This is a genomic window from Citrobacter sp. VF227, from assembly GCF_052950715.1.
The window spans coordinates 747,312-763,003 of sequence record NZ_JBRFVF010000001.1; the positions used below are offsets into that span (position 1 = coordinate 747,312).

Genomic DNA, 15,692 nt, shown 5'->3' on the forward strand with positions numbered 1-15,692 from the left:
AAGATAACATTACTTCAACAATTTGATTCGCGATACATGGCCTTAACGACACCACGCATCACGCCGACTAAAAAAATAGCCATCAGGTCCATTGGTGATGCACTTCCTCGTGCGAATTACCATCGCTGCCCTGAATGTGACCTGATCTTTAGTTTGCCTAAAATGCGTTCACACCAAAGTGCATTTTGCCCACGCTGTCAGGCAAGAATTCGTGACGGACGCGACTGGTCACTAACGCGGCTGGCGGCAATGGCTTTCGCCATGCTGCTGCTGATGCCCTTTGCCTGGGGAGAGCCGCTCCTGCACATCTATCTGTTAGGTGTACGCATTGACGCCAATGTGCTGCAGGGCATCTGGCAAATGACCCGTCAGGGCGATCCACTCACCGCATCCTTCGTGCTATTTTGCGTGGCTGGTGCGCCGCTAATTCTCGTGACCTCAATTGCTTATCTGTGGTTTGGCAATATTCTCGGGATGAACCTGCGCCCGGTACTGTTGATGCTGGAAAGGCTTAAAGAGTGGGTGATGCTCGATATCTATCTTGTGGGTATTGGCGTCGCATCAATCAAAGTTCAGGACTATGCTTTTTTGCAACCCGGTGTGGGGCTGTTTGCTTTTATCGCGCTGGTGATCCTCAGTATTTTGACGTTGTCGCACCTCAACGTAGAGCAGCTTTGGGACCGATTTTATCCGCAAAGACCGGCCCGTCGCCCTGATGAAAAGCTCCGCGTCTGCCTCGGTTGTCACTTTACAGGTTATTCGGACGCGCGAGGTCGCTGCCCTCGTTGCCATATCCCGTTGCGTTGGCGCAGGAACCAAAGTATTCAAAAGTGTTGGGCGGCTCTTCTGGCCTCGATTGTCCTGCTTTTGCCTGCTAATCTGCTGCCCATCTCGGTAATATATGTCAACGGTGGTCGACAGGAAGACACCATCCTGTCAGGCATAATGTCTTTGGCAAACAGTAACGTCGGCGTGGCGGCGATCGTTTTTATCGCCAGTATTCTGGTGCCATTCACCAAAGTGATTGTGATGTTTACGTTGCTCATCAGCATTCATTTTAACTGCGAGCAAGGATTGCGTACCCGCATCAAACTGCTGCGCATGGTGACCTGGATTGGTCGCTGGTCGATGTTGGACCTCTTTGTTATCGCGTTAACCATGTCACTGATTAATCGCGATCAGATTCTTGCTTTTACTATGGGACCGGCTGCGTTTTATTTCGGCGCGGCGGTAATATTGACTATTCTTGCTGTGGAATGGCTGGACAGCCGATTACTTTGGGATGCACATGAGTCAGGAAACGCCCGCTTCGCAGACTGAAGCGCAGATTAAAACAAAACGTCGTATCTCTCCGTTCTGGCTGCTGCCGTTGATCGCATTGATGATTGCAGGTTGGCTGATCTGGGGGAGCTATGAAGATCGCGGCAATACCGTGACCATTGACTTCATGTCTGCGGACGGCATTGTGCCAGGACGCACGCCCGTTCGTTATCAGGGCGTTGAAGTGGGCACAGTACAAGATATCAACCTCAGCAAAGATCTGCGTAAAATTGAAGTCCGCGTCAGCATCAAATCGAGCATGAAAGATGCACTGCGCAAAGATACTCAGTTCTGGCTTGTTACACCGAAAGCGTCGCTGGCTGGGGTTTCAGGTCTGGATGCGTTGGTTGGTGGTAACTATATCGGCATGATGCCCGGAACCGGCGAGGAAGAAGATCATTTCGTCGCCCTCGATACGCAGCCCAAATATCGTCTTGATAATGGCGATTTGATGCTGCATCTGCGGGCGCCTGACCTCGGTTCGCTCAATAGCGGTTCACTGGTTTATTTCCGTAAGATTCCGGTCGGTCGGGTGTATGACTACGCCATTAACCCCAATCATCAGGGGGTAACCATCGACGTGTTGATTGAACGTCGCTTTACCAACCTGGTGAAAAAAGGCAGCCGCTTCTGGAACGTATCCGGCGTGAATGCGGATGTCAGCCTCAGTGGCGCAAAGGTAAAACTGGAAAGTCTGGCCGCGCTGGTCAATGGTGCGATTGCTTTTGATTCGCCGGAAGACTCAAAACCCGCGGCTGCCGACGACACGTTTGGTTTATATCAGGATCTCGCGCACAGCCAGCGCGGGGTAATTGTCAAACTTGATTTACCCAGCGGAGACGGACTCAAGGCAGGCTCAACGTCACTGATGTATCAAGGATTAGAGGTCGGTCAGCTTACCAAACTGGATTTAAATCCGGGCGGGAAAGTCACCGGCGAAATGACGGTCGACCCCAGCGTCGTAACGCTGCTGCGCGACAACACGCGGATCGAATTACACAGTCCTAAATTATCGTTAAACGATGCCAATCTCAGCTCACTGCTGACGGGTAAAACGTTTGAACTGGTCCCCGGCGAAGGCGAGCCGCGTAGCCATTTTACTGTTATTCCCGCAGAGAAGTCGTTGTTACACGATCCAGGTGTCATGACATTTACGCTGACCGCACCGGAGAGTTACGGTATTGAAGCCGGCCAGCCGCTGATCCTCCACGGCGTACAGGTCGGTCAGGTTATTGAGCGTACGCTTTCCAGCAAAGGCGTCTCATTTATCGTTGCCATCGAACCGCAGCATCGCTCGCTGGTGCAAGGCGACAGTAAATTCGTGGTCAACAGCCGGGTGGATGTCAAAGTCGGGCTGGATGGTGTGGAATTCCTTGGTGCCAGCGCCAGTGAGTGGCTCAGCGGCGGCATTCGCATTTTGCCAGGCACCAAAGGCGAAATGCAAAAAAGCTACCCGCTGTATGCCAACCTGGAAAAAGCAATTGAAAACAGCCTGAGCGATCTGCCAACCACCACGGTCAGCCTGAGCGCCGAAACGCTGCCGGATGTGCAGGCCGGTTCGGTGGTGCTCTACCGCAAATTTGAGGTCGGTGAAGTGATTAGCGTTCGTCCGCGCGCCGATGCGTTTGATATCGATCTGCATATCAAACCGGAATATCGCAATTTGTTGACCAGCAACAGCGTGTTCTGGGCCGAAGGCGGTGCAAAGGTTCAGCTCAACGGCAGCGGTTTAACCGTACAAGCATCTCCCCTGTCGCGCGCACTCAAAGGGGCTATCAGCTTTGATAACTTAAGTGGCGCCAGCGCCAGTCAACGCAAAGGCGACAAGCGTATCTTGTATGCTTCCGAAACCGCCGCGCGTGCGGTGGGCGGTCAGATAACCCTGCACGCGTTCGATGCCGGTAAACTCGCGGCCGGCATGCCGATTCGCTATCTTGGGATCGATATTGGTCAGATCCAGACGCTTGAGCTCATCACCGCCCGTAACGAAGTTCAGGCAAAAGCGGTTCTGTATCCGGAATATGTGCAGACCTTTGCCCGAAGCGGTACGCGCTTCTCCGTGATCACGCCGCAAATTTCGGCGGCGGGCGTGGAGCATCTGGATACCATCCTGCAGCCGTATATCAACGTTGAACCAGGACGCGGCAACCCGCGCCGTGATTTTGAGCTACAGGAAGCCACGATTACCGACTCTCGTTACCTCGATGGTCTGAGTATTGTGGTGGAAGCGCCGGAAGCCGGTTCGCTGAATATCGGTACGCCAGTGCTGTTCAGAGGCATTGAAGTGGGGACCGTCACCGGGCTGACGCTGGGTTCTCTTTCTGACCGTGTGATGGTTGCCATGCGCATTAGCCAGCGCTATCAGCACCTGGTGCGCAACAATTCCGTGTTCTGGCTGGCATCCGGATACAATCTCGACTTCGGTTTGACCGGCGGCGTCGTGAAAACCGGTACGTTCAACCAGTTCATTCGCGGTGGTATCGCCTTCGCCACGCCACCGGGTACGCCACTCGCCCCGAAAGCGCAGTCGGGTAAACACTTCCTGCTGCTCGAAAGCGAACCGAAAGAGTGGCGTGACTGGGGAACCGCCCTGCCACGTTAATCTCTCCTCTGCTCCGGCGTAAATACTCGCGCCGGAGCACTTCTACACATCATACTTCAAGTTGCATATGCGTTAGGTACTCTCGTTTACCCCAGTCACTTACCAGATTCCTGCAACTCGAATTATTTAGGGTATATGCTACACTGCGCACCTGTTTTTTTGCCGGTGGTACCAAGTGGCTTATTTTCCCGACGCCTTTCTGACCCAAATGCGTGAAGCAATGCCTTCCACGCTGTCATTCGATGATTTTCTCGCTGCCTGCCAGCGCCCGCTGCGCCGTAGTATCCGCGTCAACACGCTGAAAATTTCCGTTGCCGATTTCCTCACGCTGACCGCGCCTTACAACTGGTCGCTCACTCCGGTTCCTTGGTGTGCTGAAGGTTTCTGGATTGAACGCGATGATGAAGAGTCACTGCCGCTCGGTAGCACCGCAGAGCATTTAAGCGGTCTGTTTTATATTCAGGAAGCCAGCTCAATGCTGCCGGTCGCCGCGCTGTTTGCCGAAGGCAACACCCCGGAACGAGTTATGGATGTTGCGGCAGCGCCAGGTTCTAAAACCACGCAAATTGCCGCAAAAATGAATAATCAGGGCGCGATTCTTGCGAATGAGTTTTCCGCCAGTCGCGTCAAAGTCCTGCATGCCAATATCAGCCGTTGTGGGATAGCCAATGTCGCGCTCACCCATTTTGACGGCCGCGTATTTGGCGCAGCGTTGCCTGAATCCTTTGATGCCATTTTGCTGGACGCCCCATGTTCCGGCGAAGGCGTGATGCGTAAAGACCCCGATGCGCTGAAAAACTGGTCGCCAGAAAGTAATCTGGAAATTGCCGCGACTCAGCGCGAACTGCTCGACAGCGCCTTTCACGCTCTGCGGCCCGGCGGCACGCTGGTTTATTCCACCTGTACGCTTAACCGTGACGAAAATGAAAACGTCATGCAGTGGTTGATTGAGACTTACCCGGATGCAGTCGAATTTTTGCCACTGGGCGATTTATTCCCGGAAGCCGAACGCGCCCTGACGCCGGAAGGCTTTCTGCACGTGTTCCCGCAAATCTACGATTGCGAAGGTTTCTTCGTTGCACGTTTGCGCAAAACAGCCGCCATCCCTCCATTACCGACGCCAAAGTACAAAGTGGGTAACTTCCCTTTCAGCCCACTTAAAGGACGTGAATCCGCGCTTGTTACTCAGGCCGCTAACGCCTGTGGATTGCAGTGGGGAGGCACTTTGCGTCTGTGGCAGCGTGATAAAGAGATTTGGCTGTTTCCAACAGACATTGAACCACTGATCGGCAAAGTTCGTTTTTCCCGACTCGGCGTCAAACTGGCTGAAACACACAATAAAGGTTACCGCTGGCAGCATGAAGCCGTCATCGCGCTCGCCAACCCAAATCATAGCCATGCGTTTGAACTGACCCTTACCGAAGCTGAAGAGTGGTACCGCGGCCGGGATGTCTACCCACAAACCGCACCAACGAGTGACGACGTACTGGTTACATTCCAGCACCAACCAATCGGTCTGGCAAAACGTATTGGTTCGCGATTAAAGAATAGCTATCCACGCGATCTTGTCCGGGATGGCAAACTCTTTACAAGGTAACGCACGTTTTTACTGGCGCTTTTGCTAACGTTGACTACGCTGAAAAATGGACGGCTTAACTGGTCGTACCACAACCAACAAATCAACGGAGAGCACGATGATGAAAACCAGTGTGCGCATTGGCGCTTTTGAAATCGACGACGCCGAGTTACATGGCGAGTCGCCAGGAGACCGAACGTTAACCATTCCGTGTAAATCTGATCCGGATTTATGTATGCAACTGGACGCCTGGGATGCCGACACCAGCGTCCCGGCTCTTCTGAACGGAGAACATTCGGTACTATTTCGCGAGCACTACGATCGTAAGTCAGATGCCTGGATCATGCGCCTTGCCTGATTCAAAAAGAACCCGTCGCCAGACGGGTTATTTCTTGCTTAATTTCCCTCATCTATCAACATCCTCTACACTACAGGTATGGCTTTACCATATGAGGATGGAATGTTCACGCTGGTTCTTTTTGTGTGCTACCTGGAGGGCGGTTGTGAAGATATCGTGGTGGATGTCTACAAAACTGAGCAGCAGTGCCTGATATCGATGGACGATCAGCGTATTCGTAACGGCGGATGTTTACCTGCGGATGACTATATTGACAGCTTCTGGCATCCGGCCCAGGAATACAGCGATTTTTGATTATTGCAGTTGCACCAGCGTTAATTCGCCGCCAAACACCGCACCGGTATCAATATAGTGCAGATTATCGCGATCCAGCCGTTGGCGCAGCGGCGTATGACCAAACCAAAAGTGATCCGCCCCGCGAATGCCGTTGCCTTTACTCATCAGCCTTGAGCGATCCCACAGCACCCGCCGTAAGTCGACCTCTTTTTGCCACTGATAATCTTCATCAGGGTAATCAGCGTGGGCAATAACATGTATGCCGTTCTGGCAACGCAGCTCCAGAATCCAGGGTAAATCCCGACACTCTTCAAGCGAGGATCTCGCCGCTGGCTGCTCTGCCTGTGCAAACCATGAACCACCATTCATAAACCAGTGGAAGGGCTCCCCCGTCGCCAGCGCGTCCAGCGCCATCTGTTCATGATTACCCCTGACCGCCACAATCCAGCTCTCACGTAGTAGTTTCAGGCAACGCAAACTATCAGGCCCACGGTCGATAACATCCCCCACCGAAACCAGCAGATCCTGCCACGGATCAAAACGGTGCTGGTGCAAGTGTGCCATCAACAATGAGAAACAGCCGTGAATATCTCCGACTACCCAGACGTGACGCCAGTGCGAACCTTCAATTCGTTGATAGATATTATCTGGTCGTCCCATGCCGCCTCCTGAGTTCAATGGTACCTGGTTATAATTTTAGCAATGGCGGCAAAAAAGCCTGGACGATCATGGGCTGGAGTATGGTATGGTTTACGAAGAATGTAACATGCGACACGCAGTGTTCAGCCCAGGATGGCAACGCATTGGATGGCAACGCATTCGCCACATAAAAAGAGACCGAATACGATTCCTGTATTCGGTCCAGGGAAATGGCTCTTGGGAGAGAGCCGTGCGCTAAAAGTTGGCATTAATGCAGGCTAACTTACCCTGCTATTTAAGAATAGATGACAGCGCCAGGTTTTCCAGTCCGCGACTAAAGTGGCCGGAAAAAAAGGGCGATCGTCACGCATCCAAACGCTAAAACCGCAAGTTCTCCTGCGAGATCCTTGCGGTTTTTTATTGGAAATCAGAGCGCTACATCTGGCAATTAACAGAGCTTTTCTGCACGCTCCACAAACGGCGCCAGGCTCATTTTTTCACCCGGTTTCGCCGGGTCATCAATCTGGATAATCTCGATCGGCTTCGCCGTGGTTTTCCCGCTTTCTACTTGCTGTCTGGCGACATCATTCAACGGGTATTGCACCAGCGTACTGGGGTTGATGACATACAGTGCGTTTCCTGGACGGCAGGTCAGCATCACCTCTTCCCGATTAAACGCCCACTTATCTTTGCCAACCTCAAAACGGCTGACGGTAATGACCTGTGGCGCAGCCAGCGCGGCCCCAGAGCTTGCCAGTAGTAATAACGAGATAATGATTTTTTTCATGCGTTTCGCCAGTCCATCAATCAGAAAGGTTCGAGAGTGGCAAACAGGCTGACTATCGCCAGCACAACCGCCCCAATTCCCCATTCCAGCTTAGTCATCCAAATAAAATAGAGAGTCATACTGCGGTTATCCTGCCGCATGCGTGGTACCAAAACATACCGATTCGCCAGCGCAATCGCCACCATTAGCATCACCAGAGCACCTTTTAACAAAAGCAGTTGCCCGTAAGCCATGTGCCAGGGAATGGAAAAACCGACAATAAACAGCGCATTCATGATACCAGTAAGTAAAACACCGATAACGAAAAGATGCCCAAAGCGGGAAAAGCGCATCATGGTACTGATGGCCTGTTCCCGCCAGCGGCTATGCGCCATTCGCATACAGTAAAGTACGGGCAGCAAACCGCCGAACCAGGCGGCAGCGCATACCAGATGCAGGGCGTGGTTAACCTGCTGGAATGCCCCAACGATACCGCTGTGCAGCGTTGCATGTCCGACGCCAGCTAGCAAAATAAACTGCGCAATCGTCAACATTAACAGCAGTCGCGGCATGTTGCGCGGGACCATAATTGTTATCACCAACGTAACCAGCGCGAGGATAATTTGCCATAGCCATACGCCACCAAACTGCGTTTGCAGCACGGCACCCCAAACGTCAGTAGAGGCAACATCCCGCCAGCCTGATCCCATTAACCCCCCCTGGATCGCCAGCATCAGCGTCGCGCTGATGAAGCTCCACGCTGCGGCATGCTGTTGCAGACGCAAAAAACGACGCATCATTAAACGACGAACCGAAACGGGAGCCAGCCATGCGCCGTAAAGCGCACAGCCAAACACCAGCATCAGCGTGGTAAAATGGATAAAACGCAGTGCAACCCAGGTAAATGCCAGCATTGGTTATTTCACGCTAAAGGTATATTGCCCCTTTGTCTTATGACCATCCACGGAGACGACGTGCCAGTCGACCGTGTATTTCCCGGCCTCAAGCGTTTGAGCAAGCGGAACAATCAATTGCGTTTTATCCTGTTCACTGCGAGACGCCTTGCCCGTTTTGATCTGTTCTTTATTTGGGCCTGTCAGCGTTGCTCCGCTAAATCCGGGTTCCACGCCTTCAGAAAAATTCAGCGTCAACGCCTGAGGAGATGTCGTAACCTCAGCATTCGCAGCCGGGTTTTGTTTTGTCAGATGAGCATGCGCCAGGGCGGCGGGCGTTGCCAGCACGCTGGCGAGTACGATGAGAGCGTTGCGAAGCAGAGATGCAGATGAAGCCATTTCAACTATTCCTTTTTGTTATGTCTAATCTATAGAGAATAACCTTCTACAATGATCGAGTCGAGAATCATCATTTCGGTCTTGCCATTAATGCACACTCTTAGTAACTTTGCGCGCAGAAAGACAGAGAAAAGGAGAAGCCCATGAACATCAATCTGGCCAAACTTGAGCAGGCGGAGATGGATAAGGTCAATGTTGACCTGGCCGCTGCGGGTGTTGCGTTTAAGGAGCGATACAACATGCCTGTTGTTGCTGAAGTTGTTGAACGTGAACAGCCCGAACATTTACGCGACTGGTTTCGCGAAAGGCTCATCGCGCACCGACTGGCATCCGTTTCCCTTTCCCGTTTACCTTACGAGCCTAAAGTTAAATAAAACTTATATTACGTTACGATTCCTTACATGATGGCTGCTACAGTATAAGCATATTCTTAATCTATACTTTAAGGATGATTGTAGACACTATGAAAAGGAAATCATTATGTCACACTGGAAAATCGCAGCAGCACAGTACGAACCTCTTCATACCTCAGTTACCGAGCATGTCGCACATCACCTGCAATTCATTCAGGCAGCCGCTCAATGCCAATGTGAATTGCTGGTATTCCCTTCCCTCTCCTTGTTAGGTTGTGTCGATGAACATGACGCGCTGCCTGCCCCACCCGATAAAGCGCTGTTAGAACCTCTCGCCCATGCCGCTGTGACTTATCGTATGACGATCATTGCAGGACTACCGGTGGAACATAACAACCGGTTCGTAAAAGGCATCGCGCTTTTCTCTCCCAGGATGACCTCGCCCTTAATGTTTCATCATAGTCACGGAGCCTGTATCGCCCGACAGCAAAATGCCATCAGCGTTGTGGATAGCCAGCCAGAAGGAAGCGATATCGACCCTGCTTACTCACTGTTCACCAGTTCTCAGTCCGTCAGTGAACCTGAGCTGCTCTCTTCCACATCTCGTCTACAGTGTTTCTCGCACAAGTTTGCCATTGCGGTATTAATGGCCAATGCGCGTGGCAGCAGCGCGTTATGGGATGAGCGCGGTCGATTGATTGTTCGCGCAGATAGCGGTTCTTTGCTCTTAACCGGTCAACGCACGCCACGGGGTTGGCAAGGTGATATCATTCCATTACGCTAGTCGTTTTGGGTCAGGAGCATGGTATGTTGCGCATAATAGATACAGAAACCTGTGGTCTGCAGGGAGGCATTGTTGAGATTGCTTCTGTCGACGTGGTTGACGGAAAAATAGTTAATCCAATGAGCCATCTGGTGCGTCCTGACCGCCCAATCAGCCCCCAGGCGATGGCTATCCATCGCATTACAGAAGCGATGGTGGCCGATAAACCGTGGATTGAAGATATCATCCCGCAGTATTACGGCAGCGAGTGGTACGTGGCGCACAATGCCAGCTTTGACCGCCGCGTATTACCCGACATGCCGGGAGAGTGGATTTGCACCATGAAACTCTCCCGGCGTTTGTGGCCGGGAATAAAATACAGCAATATGGCGCTGTATAAATCGCGCAAGCTGAGCGTCCAGACGCCAGCGGGCCTGCATCATCACCGCGCCCTGTACGATTGTTATATCACCGCCGCACTCCTGATCGACATTATGCAGACGTCAGGCTGGACAACAGAACAGATGGTGGATATTACCGGCCGCCCCGCATTACTGACCACTTTCACTTTTGGTAAGTACCGTGGAAAACCGGTGTCAGAAGTGGCTGAACGCGATCCAGGCTATCTGCGTTGGTTATTTAATAACCTCGACAGCATGAGCCCGGAGCTGCGCTTAACGCTGAAACACTATCTGGATAACGCCTGAGTTTAGGCTTATCCAGGCAGTGTTCCCTGCGCCAGCCCAATCAAAAAAGCGTATTCCAGGGCCACGCCTTCGTAAGATTTATAACGTCCGGATTTACCGCCGTGCCCGGAATCCATATCTGTGCAGAGTAACAGCAGATGGTCGTCCGTTTTCAGCTCACGCAGTTTTGCCACCCACTTTGCCGGTTCCCAGTATTGCACCTGAGAGTCGTGCAAGCCCGTCGTTACCAGCAGATGCGGATAAGCCTGCGCGGTAACATTGTCATACGGACTGTAGCCTTTCATGTAGGTGTAATACTCTTCCTCCTGCGGATTACCCCACTCTTCAAACTCACCGGTCGTCAATGGAATTGACTCATCCAGCATTGTGGTCAGCACATCGACAAATGGCACCTGTGCAATGACGCCATGAAACAGTTCGGGGCGCTCATTGATGGCGACACCCATTAACATTCCTCCGGCGCTTCCCCCCATGCCATAACATAGCGAAGGTGCGCCATAGCCCATTTTTAGCAGTGCATCGCAGACGTCGAGGTAATCATTGAAGGTATTCTTCTTCTGCAGAAACTTACCGTCTTCGTACCATTGTTGCCCTAACTCACCGCCGCCACGCACATGGGCAATGGCATACACAAAGCCGCGATCCAGTAGGCTCAAGCGACTGCTGCTGAAATCGGCGTCCATGCTGGCGCCATACGAGCCATAGCCATAAACCAGTAACGGATTTTTCCCTTTCAGGAAGTACTTTTGATGGTAAACCAGCGAAACCGGAACCTCTGTACCATCACGCACAGTGATCCATAGGTGTTCGCTGCGATAGTTCGCCGCATCAAATCCGGGGACCTCCGTCTGCTTGAGCACGCGACGTTCCCCGGTGTCCATATCCAGTTCAAACAGCGTGTCCGGGGTGGTCATGGAGGAATAGCCATAACGCAGGCGCGATGTCTCCGGCTCAGGGTTATAGGCAAGCCAGGTCACATAAGCCGGATCGTCAAAGGCGATACCGACCACTTCACGCGTTTTACGATTGATCTGGCGTAGGCTGGTTAAGCCCCGCTGGCGCTCTTCCACCACCAACCAGTCTGTGAACAGCGTAAAGCCCTCCAGCATAATATTGTCGCGCGGCGGGATCAGCGCCTCCCAGGCTTGTTCATCACGTACCCGGGTGCGATACAGGCCGAAATTTTTACCCTTGCGGTTGGAACGCAAATAAAACGTATGCTGATAGTGATCGAGGCTGTACTCGTGATCTTTACGCCGAGCTAAAAATACCAACGGTTCGGCATCCGCCAGCTCCGCGTCAAGCAGCAAAACCTCACTTGTGGTCGCGCTGGCGACATGAATAACGACATAGTGTAACGATGTGGTTTTATGCAGGCTGACATAAAACATGTCATCAGCCTCTTCATACACCAGCTCATCCAGGGATGATGGCGAGCCGACAGTATGCCGCCAGACCTGATACGGGAGCAGAGTGGTTGCATGTTTGCGCACATAATAGAAGGTCTGCGAGTCATTCGCCCAGATCAGGTCCGGTTCAACGTTTTCCAGAACTTCCGGATACCAGTTCCCGCTTTGCAGATTGCGAAACCGCACACCATATTGCCGACGAGAAAGATAATCTTCGGCCAGCGCCATGATGGTGTTATCCGGAGATATCGCCAGCCCGCCCAGCGTATAAAACTCACTGTGGGCCGCACGCTGATTACCATCCAACAGCGTGTCCCATTCATCCCACTCTTCACTCAAGGCAGACTGACGCTGATAAATGGCATATTCGCACCCCGGTTCATAAATATGCCGGTAGCGATAACCATTCTTCACATAGGGGGCGGAAGCGTCCTGAGGCGGGATTCGGTCGATAATCTCTTTCAGGACGCGATCCTGCAAGGCCTGCTGCGAGGCCATAATCTGGCGGCCATACGCATTTTCTTGTTGCAGATAATTCAGCACTTCTGGCTGCGAGCGGGTGTCATCTCGCAGCCAGTAATAATTATCAACGCGGGTGTCGCCATGCTGAGTCATGGCGTGGGGAATACGAGAAGCTGTTGGTAGCATGTCATTGTTCTTTTGCTTAATCATCCTATAAGGGTGGCAAAAGACAGCAATGATGCAAGCGAAACATGCACCTTAGCGGTAAGTATTTAACCCGGTAAAGCCTGTTTTTGTTCCTTGAGATCCTGTTCAATGCCCTCACGAACATCCTGCGGGATCTTCAACGCATCGCCCAGCGCATTCAGATAACTACGCTCCATAAAGTGGTCGATATCGATCGCCGCACAGCTCAGGAAGTAAATTTCCAGCGCTTCTTCTTCATTGCGGATACCTTGCGCCAGGCGCTGAGGATCTAACGGTTGTTCGATGGCGCGCTCAATCAAAACGCGGCCCTGCTCTTCCACGCCCGCTTCACGGAGCTGCTGCTCAATAGCGCTACGTTCTTTGGCATCAATATGGCCATCGCTTTTCGCCGCAAAAACCAGCGCCAGAATCAGACGTTCGGTTCGCTCATCCAGCGGAGAGCTTTGTGCACCAAACTGCGGCTCATCCTGATGCGCTGCGCGGACTTTATCCTTGTATTTGTTCCATAATACAGTCCCGGCAACCGCACCGCCCCCCACCAGAAGTGCGCTGGTGCCGTATTTACTCAGTAATTTACGTGAAGATTTGTTGGCAACCAGTAATCCAGCCAGACCGCCTAACGCGCCCGGAACCAGAAGTTTACTCAGCCCTTGCTCGCCAGAAGATGACGCGGAGGATCCTTTTTGCCCAAGAAGAGATTGTAGTTGATTCAGCCAATTAGCCATTTTGCCCCTCAAGTACAGACGAATAATCATCAAAGCGTACCCGAGGGGATGTCAGGAAGTGTCCTGGTCATCAAAAGATGTGCAAATACCTCCGTTACTGCGGCTGATATTCCGCCGTTCCGGCTTTGCAATCGACTTTTACCTGATAGTGAATATCCGCGCTTTTACCGCGAACCGTCAGAGGAACAGACCATTTACCGTCTTTGCCCGTAATATCGGGTGTGTTGACCCAGGCGACAGGATCGGCTTGCCCGACGCGTTTTTGATCGTCAGCCCAGCGCGCGATGCGATTTTGTTGATAATCACGTTTCACGCTCGCCGCAATACCCTTAGCGTCCAGTCCCTCACACTTAGGGAACTGGACATTTTTACTTTCCATATTTGCCGCAAATACAGATGCGCTGGCAGACAGCAGCAGCAGGCTCAACAACGCTCTTTTTTTATACATTCTTTTCTCCTTAAACTCCCCTTCGTCCTTCAGATTGCTTGTAGCAATGAGAAATGACGTCAGGGATTGCACAATGATTCAGGGAAAAGCATGGTACAAAACGTCAGGAGCGCAAGTCGTTTCAGGCAGCCTGAGTATCATCTTCACCGTGCGCGTCGTTTTCGACCGCCTGTGGCGATGGCAATTTGCCATTTTTCAGAATGGTGCTTAGTACATCTTTTTGCTCAGCCAGCCACAGGGAAAGCGCTTCGCGCTGCTCGTCTTCAAGCGCTACCGGCGATTGCTCCAGCCATGTGTCGAGCAAATCCGCTGTATCAAGCATTTTGTCATACGCATCGGCTTCCTTTTTGCTGGTAAACGACATTTTTTCCTCACCTTCCCGAATGACTACGTATTTAACTTCAACCGCCATTTTTGCAGCCTCTTAAATTACCTGTACTTATGTACAGTATATTCTTTTTGCACCTCGAAATCAACCTGGTAATAAAGACAGACGCAAACGTTTTCGTTTATACTGCGCCCAGATAAAACAGGGGATTAATTTATGACGTTATTAGGCACAGCGCTGCGTCCCGCAGCAACGCGAGTGATGTTATTAGGTTCGGGTGAACTAGGTAAAGAGGTGGCAATTGAATGTCAACGCCTGGGTGTGGAAGTCATTGCCGTGGATCGTTACCCCGACGCACCAGCCATGCACGTTGCCCACCGCTCGTACGTAATCAACATGCTGGACGGCGAAGCATTACGCCAACTCGTAGAGCGTGAAAAACCACATTATATCGTGCCGGAAATCGAGGCGATTGCTACGGATATGCTGGTCAAACTGGAACAGGAAGGCCAGCGTGTCGTGCCGTGCGCCAGGGCTACGCAACTGACCATGAACCGCGAAGGGATCCGTCGACTCGCCGCCGAAGAATTGTCTCTACCAACCTCTTCTTACCGCTTTGCTGACAGCGAGGCCCGCTTTCGCGAAGCCGCCACTGAAATCGGCTATCCCTGCATCGTGAAACCAGTAATGAGTTCATCTGGTAAAGGACAGAGTTTTATCCGTTCAGCCGATCAGCTCACTACAGCCTGGGATTATGCTCAACAGGGTGGCCGGGCTGGTGCCGGGCGCGTTATCGTCGAAGGCGTAGTGAATTTTGATTTTGAAATCACCCTGCTTACCGTCAGTGCCGTTGATGGCGTGCATTTCTGCGCGCCGGTTGGACATCGTCAGGAGGATGGCGATTATCGTGAATCCTGGCAGCCACAGCAAATGAGTGAACTGGCACTGGCACGCGCGCAGGAGATTGCCCGTAAGGTGGTGCTGGCGCTGGGCGGCTACGGACTGTTTGGGGTCGAACTGTTCGTCTGCGGTGATGAGGTAATTTTCAGCGAAGTTTCCCCTCGCCCTCACGATACGGGTATGGTGACCTTAATTTCGCAGGATCTGTCCGAGTTTGCCCTGCACGTTCGCGCATTCCTCGGTCTGCCCGTTGACGCAATCCGCCAGTATGGACCTTCAGCTTCCGCCGTTATTCTGCCGCAGCTTACCAGTCAGAATGTGACATTTGATAACGTTCAGGCCGCCGTGGGCGCAGGTATGCAAGTTAGATTCTTCGGCAAACCGGAAATCGACGGTAGCCGTCGTCTGGGCGTGGTGCTGACTACCGCGCAGAATATTGAGGACGCGGTGATTCGGGCAAAAAATGCGGCCGCACAGGTGAAGGTAAAAGGATAAAAAAACGGGCCGAATGGCCCGTTACAGACTCGCAGGCCCGGTAGTGATTACCGGGCATTTTGCGCA

General features: G+C 52.3%; 17 protein-coding genes. 9 read left to right on the forward strand and 8 right to left on the reverse strand.

The features are described 5' to 3' along the window. The first annotated feature begins 36 nt into the window (after positions 1-36). The 5 genes from yebS (at position 37) to ACU8YC_RS03720 (ending at position 6,150) form a co-directional block, all read left to right on the forward strand. Entirely contained in the window at positions 37-1,320 is a 1,284-nt protein-coding gene (yebS, locus tag ACU8YC_RS03700) for a membrane integrity lipid transport subunit YebS (RefSeq protein WP_446895010.1), read from the forward strand. Beyond that, positions 1,289-3,922, forward strand: coding sequence for an MlaD family protein (locus tag ACU8YC_RS03705; RefSeq protein ID WP_446895011.1), 2,634 nt, complete (start codon positions 1,289-1,291; stop codon positions 3,920-3,922). Before yebS ends, ACU8YC_RS03705 begins: the two co-directional genes overlap by 32 nt. Before the next feature lie 175 nt (positions 3,923-4,097). Next, a complete protein-coding gene (rsmF, locus tag ACU8YC_RS03710; RefSeq protein ID WP_151219472.1) occupies positions 4,098-5,519 on the forward strand; it encodes a 16S rRNA (cytosine(1407)-C(5))-methyltransferase RsmF in 1,422 nt (473 codons plus the stop codon). A gap of 100 nt (positions 5,520-5,619) precedes the next feature. Beyond that, complete coding sequence (locus ACU8YC_RS03715) at positions 5,620-5,856, forward strand: YebV family protein (RefSeq protein WP_029139506.1); 237 nt, start codon at positions 5,620-5,622, stop codon at positions 5,854-5,856. A 102-nt stretch (positions 5,857-5,958) separates the two neighbouring features. Continuing rightward, positions 5,959-6,150 carry a YdfD/YebW family protein gene (locus ACU8YC_RS03720; protein ID WP_151219473.1) on the forward strand — a complete coding sequence of 64 codons (192 nt, stop codon included), beginning with the start codon at positions 5,959-5,961 and terminating at the stop codon, positions 6,148-6,150. On the opposite strand, the gene pphA is transcribed toward ACU8YC_RS03720, so the two are convergent. From pphA to yobA, 4 genes are all read right to left on the reverse strand, one after another. Further along, complete coding sequence (pphA, locus tag ACU8YC_RS03725; protein ID WP_151219474.1) at positions 6,151-6,792, reverse strand: protein-serine/threonine phosphatase; 642 nt, start codon at positions 6,790-6,792, stop codon at positions 6,151-6,153. It lies immediately after the preceding gene. A gap of 427 nt (positions 6,793-7,219) precedes the next feature. Continuing rightward, the gene (locus tag ACU8YC_RS03730) at positions 7,220-7,558 is read right to left on the reverse strand and encodes a YebY family protein (RefSeq protein WP_003833793.1); all 339 of its coding nucleotides are present in this window, start codon (positions 7,556-7,558) and stop codon (positions 7,220-7,222) included. 20 nt (positions 7,559-7,578) lie between these two features. Then, positions 7,579-8,451: a copper homeostasis membrane protein CopD gene (gene copD / locus ACU8YC_RS03735; RefSeq protein WP_370620127.1), complete on the reverse strand. Its 873-nt coding sequence runs from the start codon at positions 8,449-8,451 to the stop codon at positions 7,579-7,581. A gap of 3 nt (positions 8,452-8,454) precedes the next feature. Beyond that, positions 8,455-8,829 (reverse strand): CopC domain-containing protein YobA, encoded by a 375-nt coding sequence (gene yobA, locus ACU8YC_RS03740; RefSeq protein ID WP_151219475.1) that lies wholly within the window; start codon positions 8,827-8,829, stop codon positions 8,455-8,457. Positions 8,830-8,972: 143 nt separating this feature from the next. Between yobA and ACU8YC_RS03745 the strand changes: the two genes are divergently transcribed. The 3 genes from ACU8YC_RS03745 (at position 8,973) to exoX (ending at position 10,652) form a co-directional block, all read left to right on the forward strand. Beyond that, positions 8,973-9,203, forward strand: a complete 231-nt coding sequence (locus ACU8YC_RS03745) for a DNA polymerase III subunit theta (RefSeq protein WP_003034925.1) — start codon at positions 8,973-8,975, stop codon at positions 9,201-9,203. Between the two features lie 106 nt (positions 9,204-9,309). Then, positions 9,310-9,966: a nitrilase-related carbon-nitrogen hydrolase gene (locus tag ACU8YC_RS03750; protein WP_151225606.1), complete on the forward strand. Its 657-nt coding sequence runs from the start codon at positions 9,310-9,312 to the stop codon at positions 9,964-9,966. Positions 9,967-9,989: 23 nt separating this feature from the next. Next, complete coding sequence (exoX, locus tag ACU8YC_RS03755; RefSeq protein ID WP_151225607.1) at positions 9,990-10,652, forward strand: exodeoxyribonuclease X; 663 nt, start codon at positions 9,990-9,992, stop codon at positions 10,650-10,652. Between the two features lie 8 nt (positions 10,653-10,660). Here exoX and ptrB read toward each other — a convergent pair whose 3' ends face one another. From ptrB to yebG, 4 genes are all read right to left on the reverse strand, one after another. Continuing rightward, complete coding sequence (gene ptrB / locus ACU8YC_RS03760; RefSeq protein WP_446895012.1) at positions 10,661-12,709, reverse strand: oligopeptidase B; 2,049 nt, start codon at positions 12,707-12,709, stop codon at positions 10,661-10,663. Between the two features lie 86 nt (positions 12,710-12,795). Then, the gene (locus ACU8YC_RS03765) at positions 12,796-13,455 is read right to left on the reverse strand and encodes a tellurite resistance TerB family protein (protein WP_061068073.1); all 660 of its coding nucleotides are present in this window, start codon (positions 13,453-13,455) and stop codon (positions 12,796-12,798) included. A 94-nt stretch (positions 13,456-13,549) separates the two neighbouring features. Continuing rightward, positions 13,550-13,903 carry a protein YebF gene (gene yebF / locus ACU8YC_RS03770; RefSeq protein ID WP_151219480.1) on the reverse strand — a complete coding sequence of 118 codons (354 nt, stop codon included), beginning with the start codon at positions 13,901-13,903 and terminating at the stop codon, positions 13,550-13,552. Positions 13,904-14,024: 121 nt separating this feature from the next. Next, positions 14,025-14,315 (reverse strand): DNA damage-inducible protein YebG, encoded by a 291-nt coding sequence (gene yebG, locus ACU8YC_RS03775; RefSeq protein WP_151219481.1) that lies wholly within the window; start codon positions 14,313-14,315, stop codon positions 14,025-14,027. A gap of 132 nt (positions 14,316-14,447) precedes the next feature. Here yebG and purT point away from each other — a divergent pair, with 132 nt between their 5' ends. Continuing rightward, positions 14,448-15,626 (forward strand): formate-dependent phosphoribosylglycinamide formyltransferase, encoded by a 1,179-nt coding sequence (purT, locus tag ACU8YC_RS03780; RefSeq protein ID WP_446895013.1) that lies wholly within the window; start codon positions 14,448-14,450, stop codon positions 15,624-15,626. Positions 15,627-15,692: the final 66 nt, after the last annotated feature.

Excerpts from the sequence above, each read along its gene's own strand:
- yebS (WP_446895010.1), top strand. The coding sequence starts at position 37 with ATGGCCTTAACGACACCACGCATCACGCCGACTAAAAAAATAGCCATC.
- ACU8YC_RS03705 (WP_446895011.1), top strand. The coding sequence starts at position 1,289 with ATGAGTCAGGAAACGCCCGCTTCGCAGACTGAAGCGCAGATTAAAACA.
- ACU8YC_RS03715 (WP_029139506.1), top strand. The coding sequence starts at position 5,620 with ATGAAAACCAGTGTGCGCATTGGCGCTTTTGAAATCGACGACGCCGAG.
- ACU8YC_RS03720 (WP_151219473.1), top strand. The coding sequence starts at position 5,959 with ATGTTCACGCTGGTTCTTTTTGTGTGCTACCTGGAGGGCGGTTGTGAA.
- pphA (WP_151219474.1), bottom strand. The coding sequence starts at position 6,792 with ATGGGACGACCAGATAATATCTATCAACGAATTGAAGGTTCGCACTGG.
- ACU8YC_RS03730 (WP_003833793.1), bottom strand. The coding sequence starts at position 7,558 with ATGAAAAAAATCATTATCTCGTTATTACTACTGGCAAGCTCTGGGGCC.
- copD (WP_370620127.1), bottom strand. The coding sequence starts at position 8,451 with ATGCTGGCATTTACCTGGGTTGCACTGCGTTTTATCCATTTTACCACG.
- yobA (WP_151219475.1), bottom strand. The coding sequence starts at position 8,829 with ATGGCTTCATCTGCATCTCTGCTTCGCAACGCTCTCATCGTACTCGCC.
- ACU8YC_RS03745 (WP_003034925.1), top strand. The coding sequence starts at position 8,973 with ATGAACATCAATCTGGCCAAACTTGAGCAGGCGGAGATGGATAAGGTC.
- ACU8YC_RS03750 (WP_151225606.1), top strand. The coding sequence starts at position 9,310 with ATGTCACACTGGAAAATCGCAGCAGCACAGTACGAACCTCTTCATACC.
- exoX (WP_151225607.1), top strand. The coding sequence starts at position 9,990 with ATGTTGCGCATAATAGATACAGAAACCTGTGGTCTGCAGGGAGGCATT.
- ptrB (WP_446895012.1), bottom strand. The coding sequence starts at position 12,709 with ATGCTACCAACAGCTTCTCGTATTCCCCACGCCATGACTCAGCATGGC.
- ACU8YC_RS03765 (WP_061068073.1), bottom strand. The coding sequence starts at position 13,455 with ATGGCTAATTGGCTGAATCAACTACAATCTCTTCTTGGGCAAAAAGGA.
- yebF (WP_151219480.1), bottom strand. The coding sequence starts at position 13,903 with ATGTATAAAAAAAGAGCGTTGTTGAGCCTGCTGCTGCTGTCTGCCAGC.
- yebG (WP_151219481.1), bottom strand. The coding sequence starts at position 14,315 with ATGGCGGTTGAAGTTAAATACGTAGTCATTCGGGAAGGTGAGGAAAAA.
- purT (WP_446895013.1), top strand. The coding sequence starts at position 14,448 with ATGACGTTATTAGGCACAGCGCTGCGTCCCGCAGCAACGCGAGTGATG.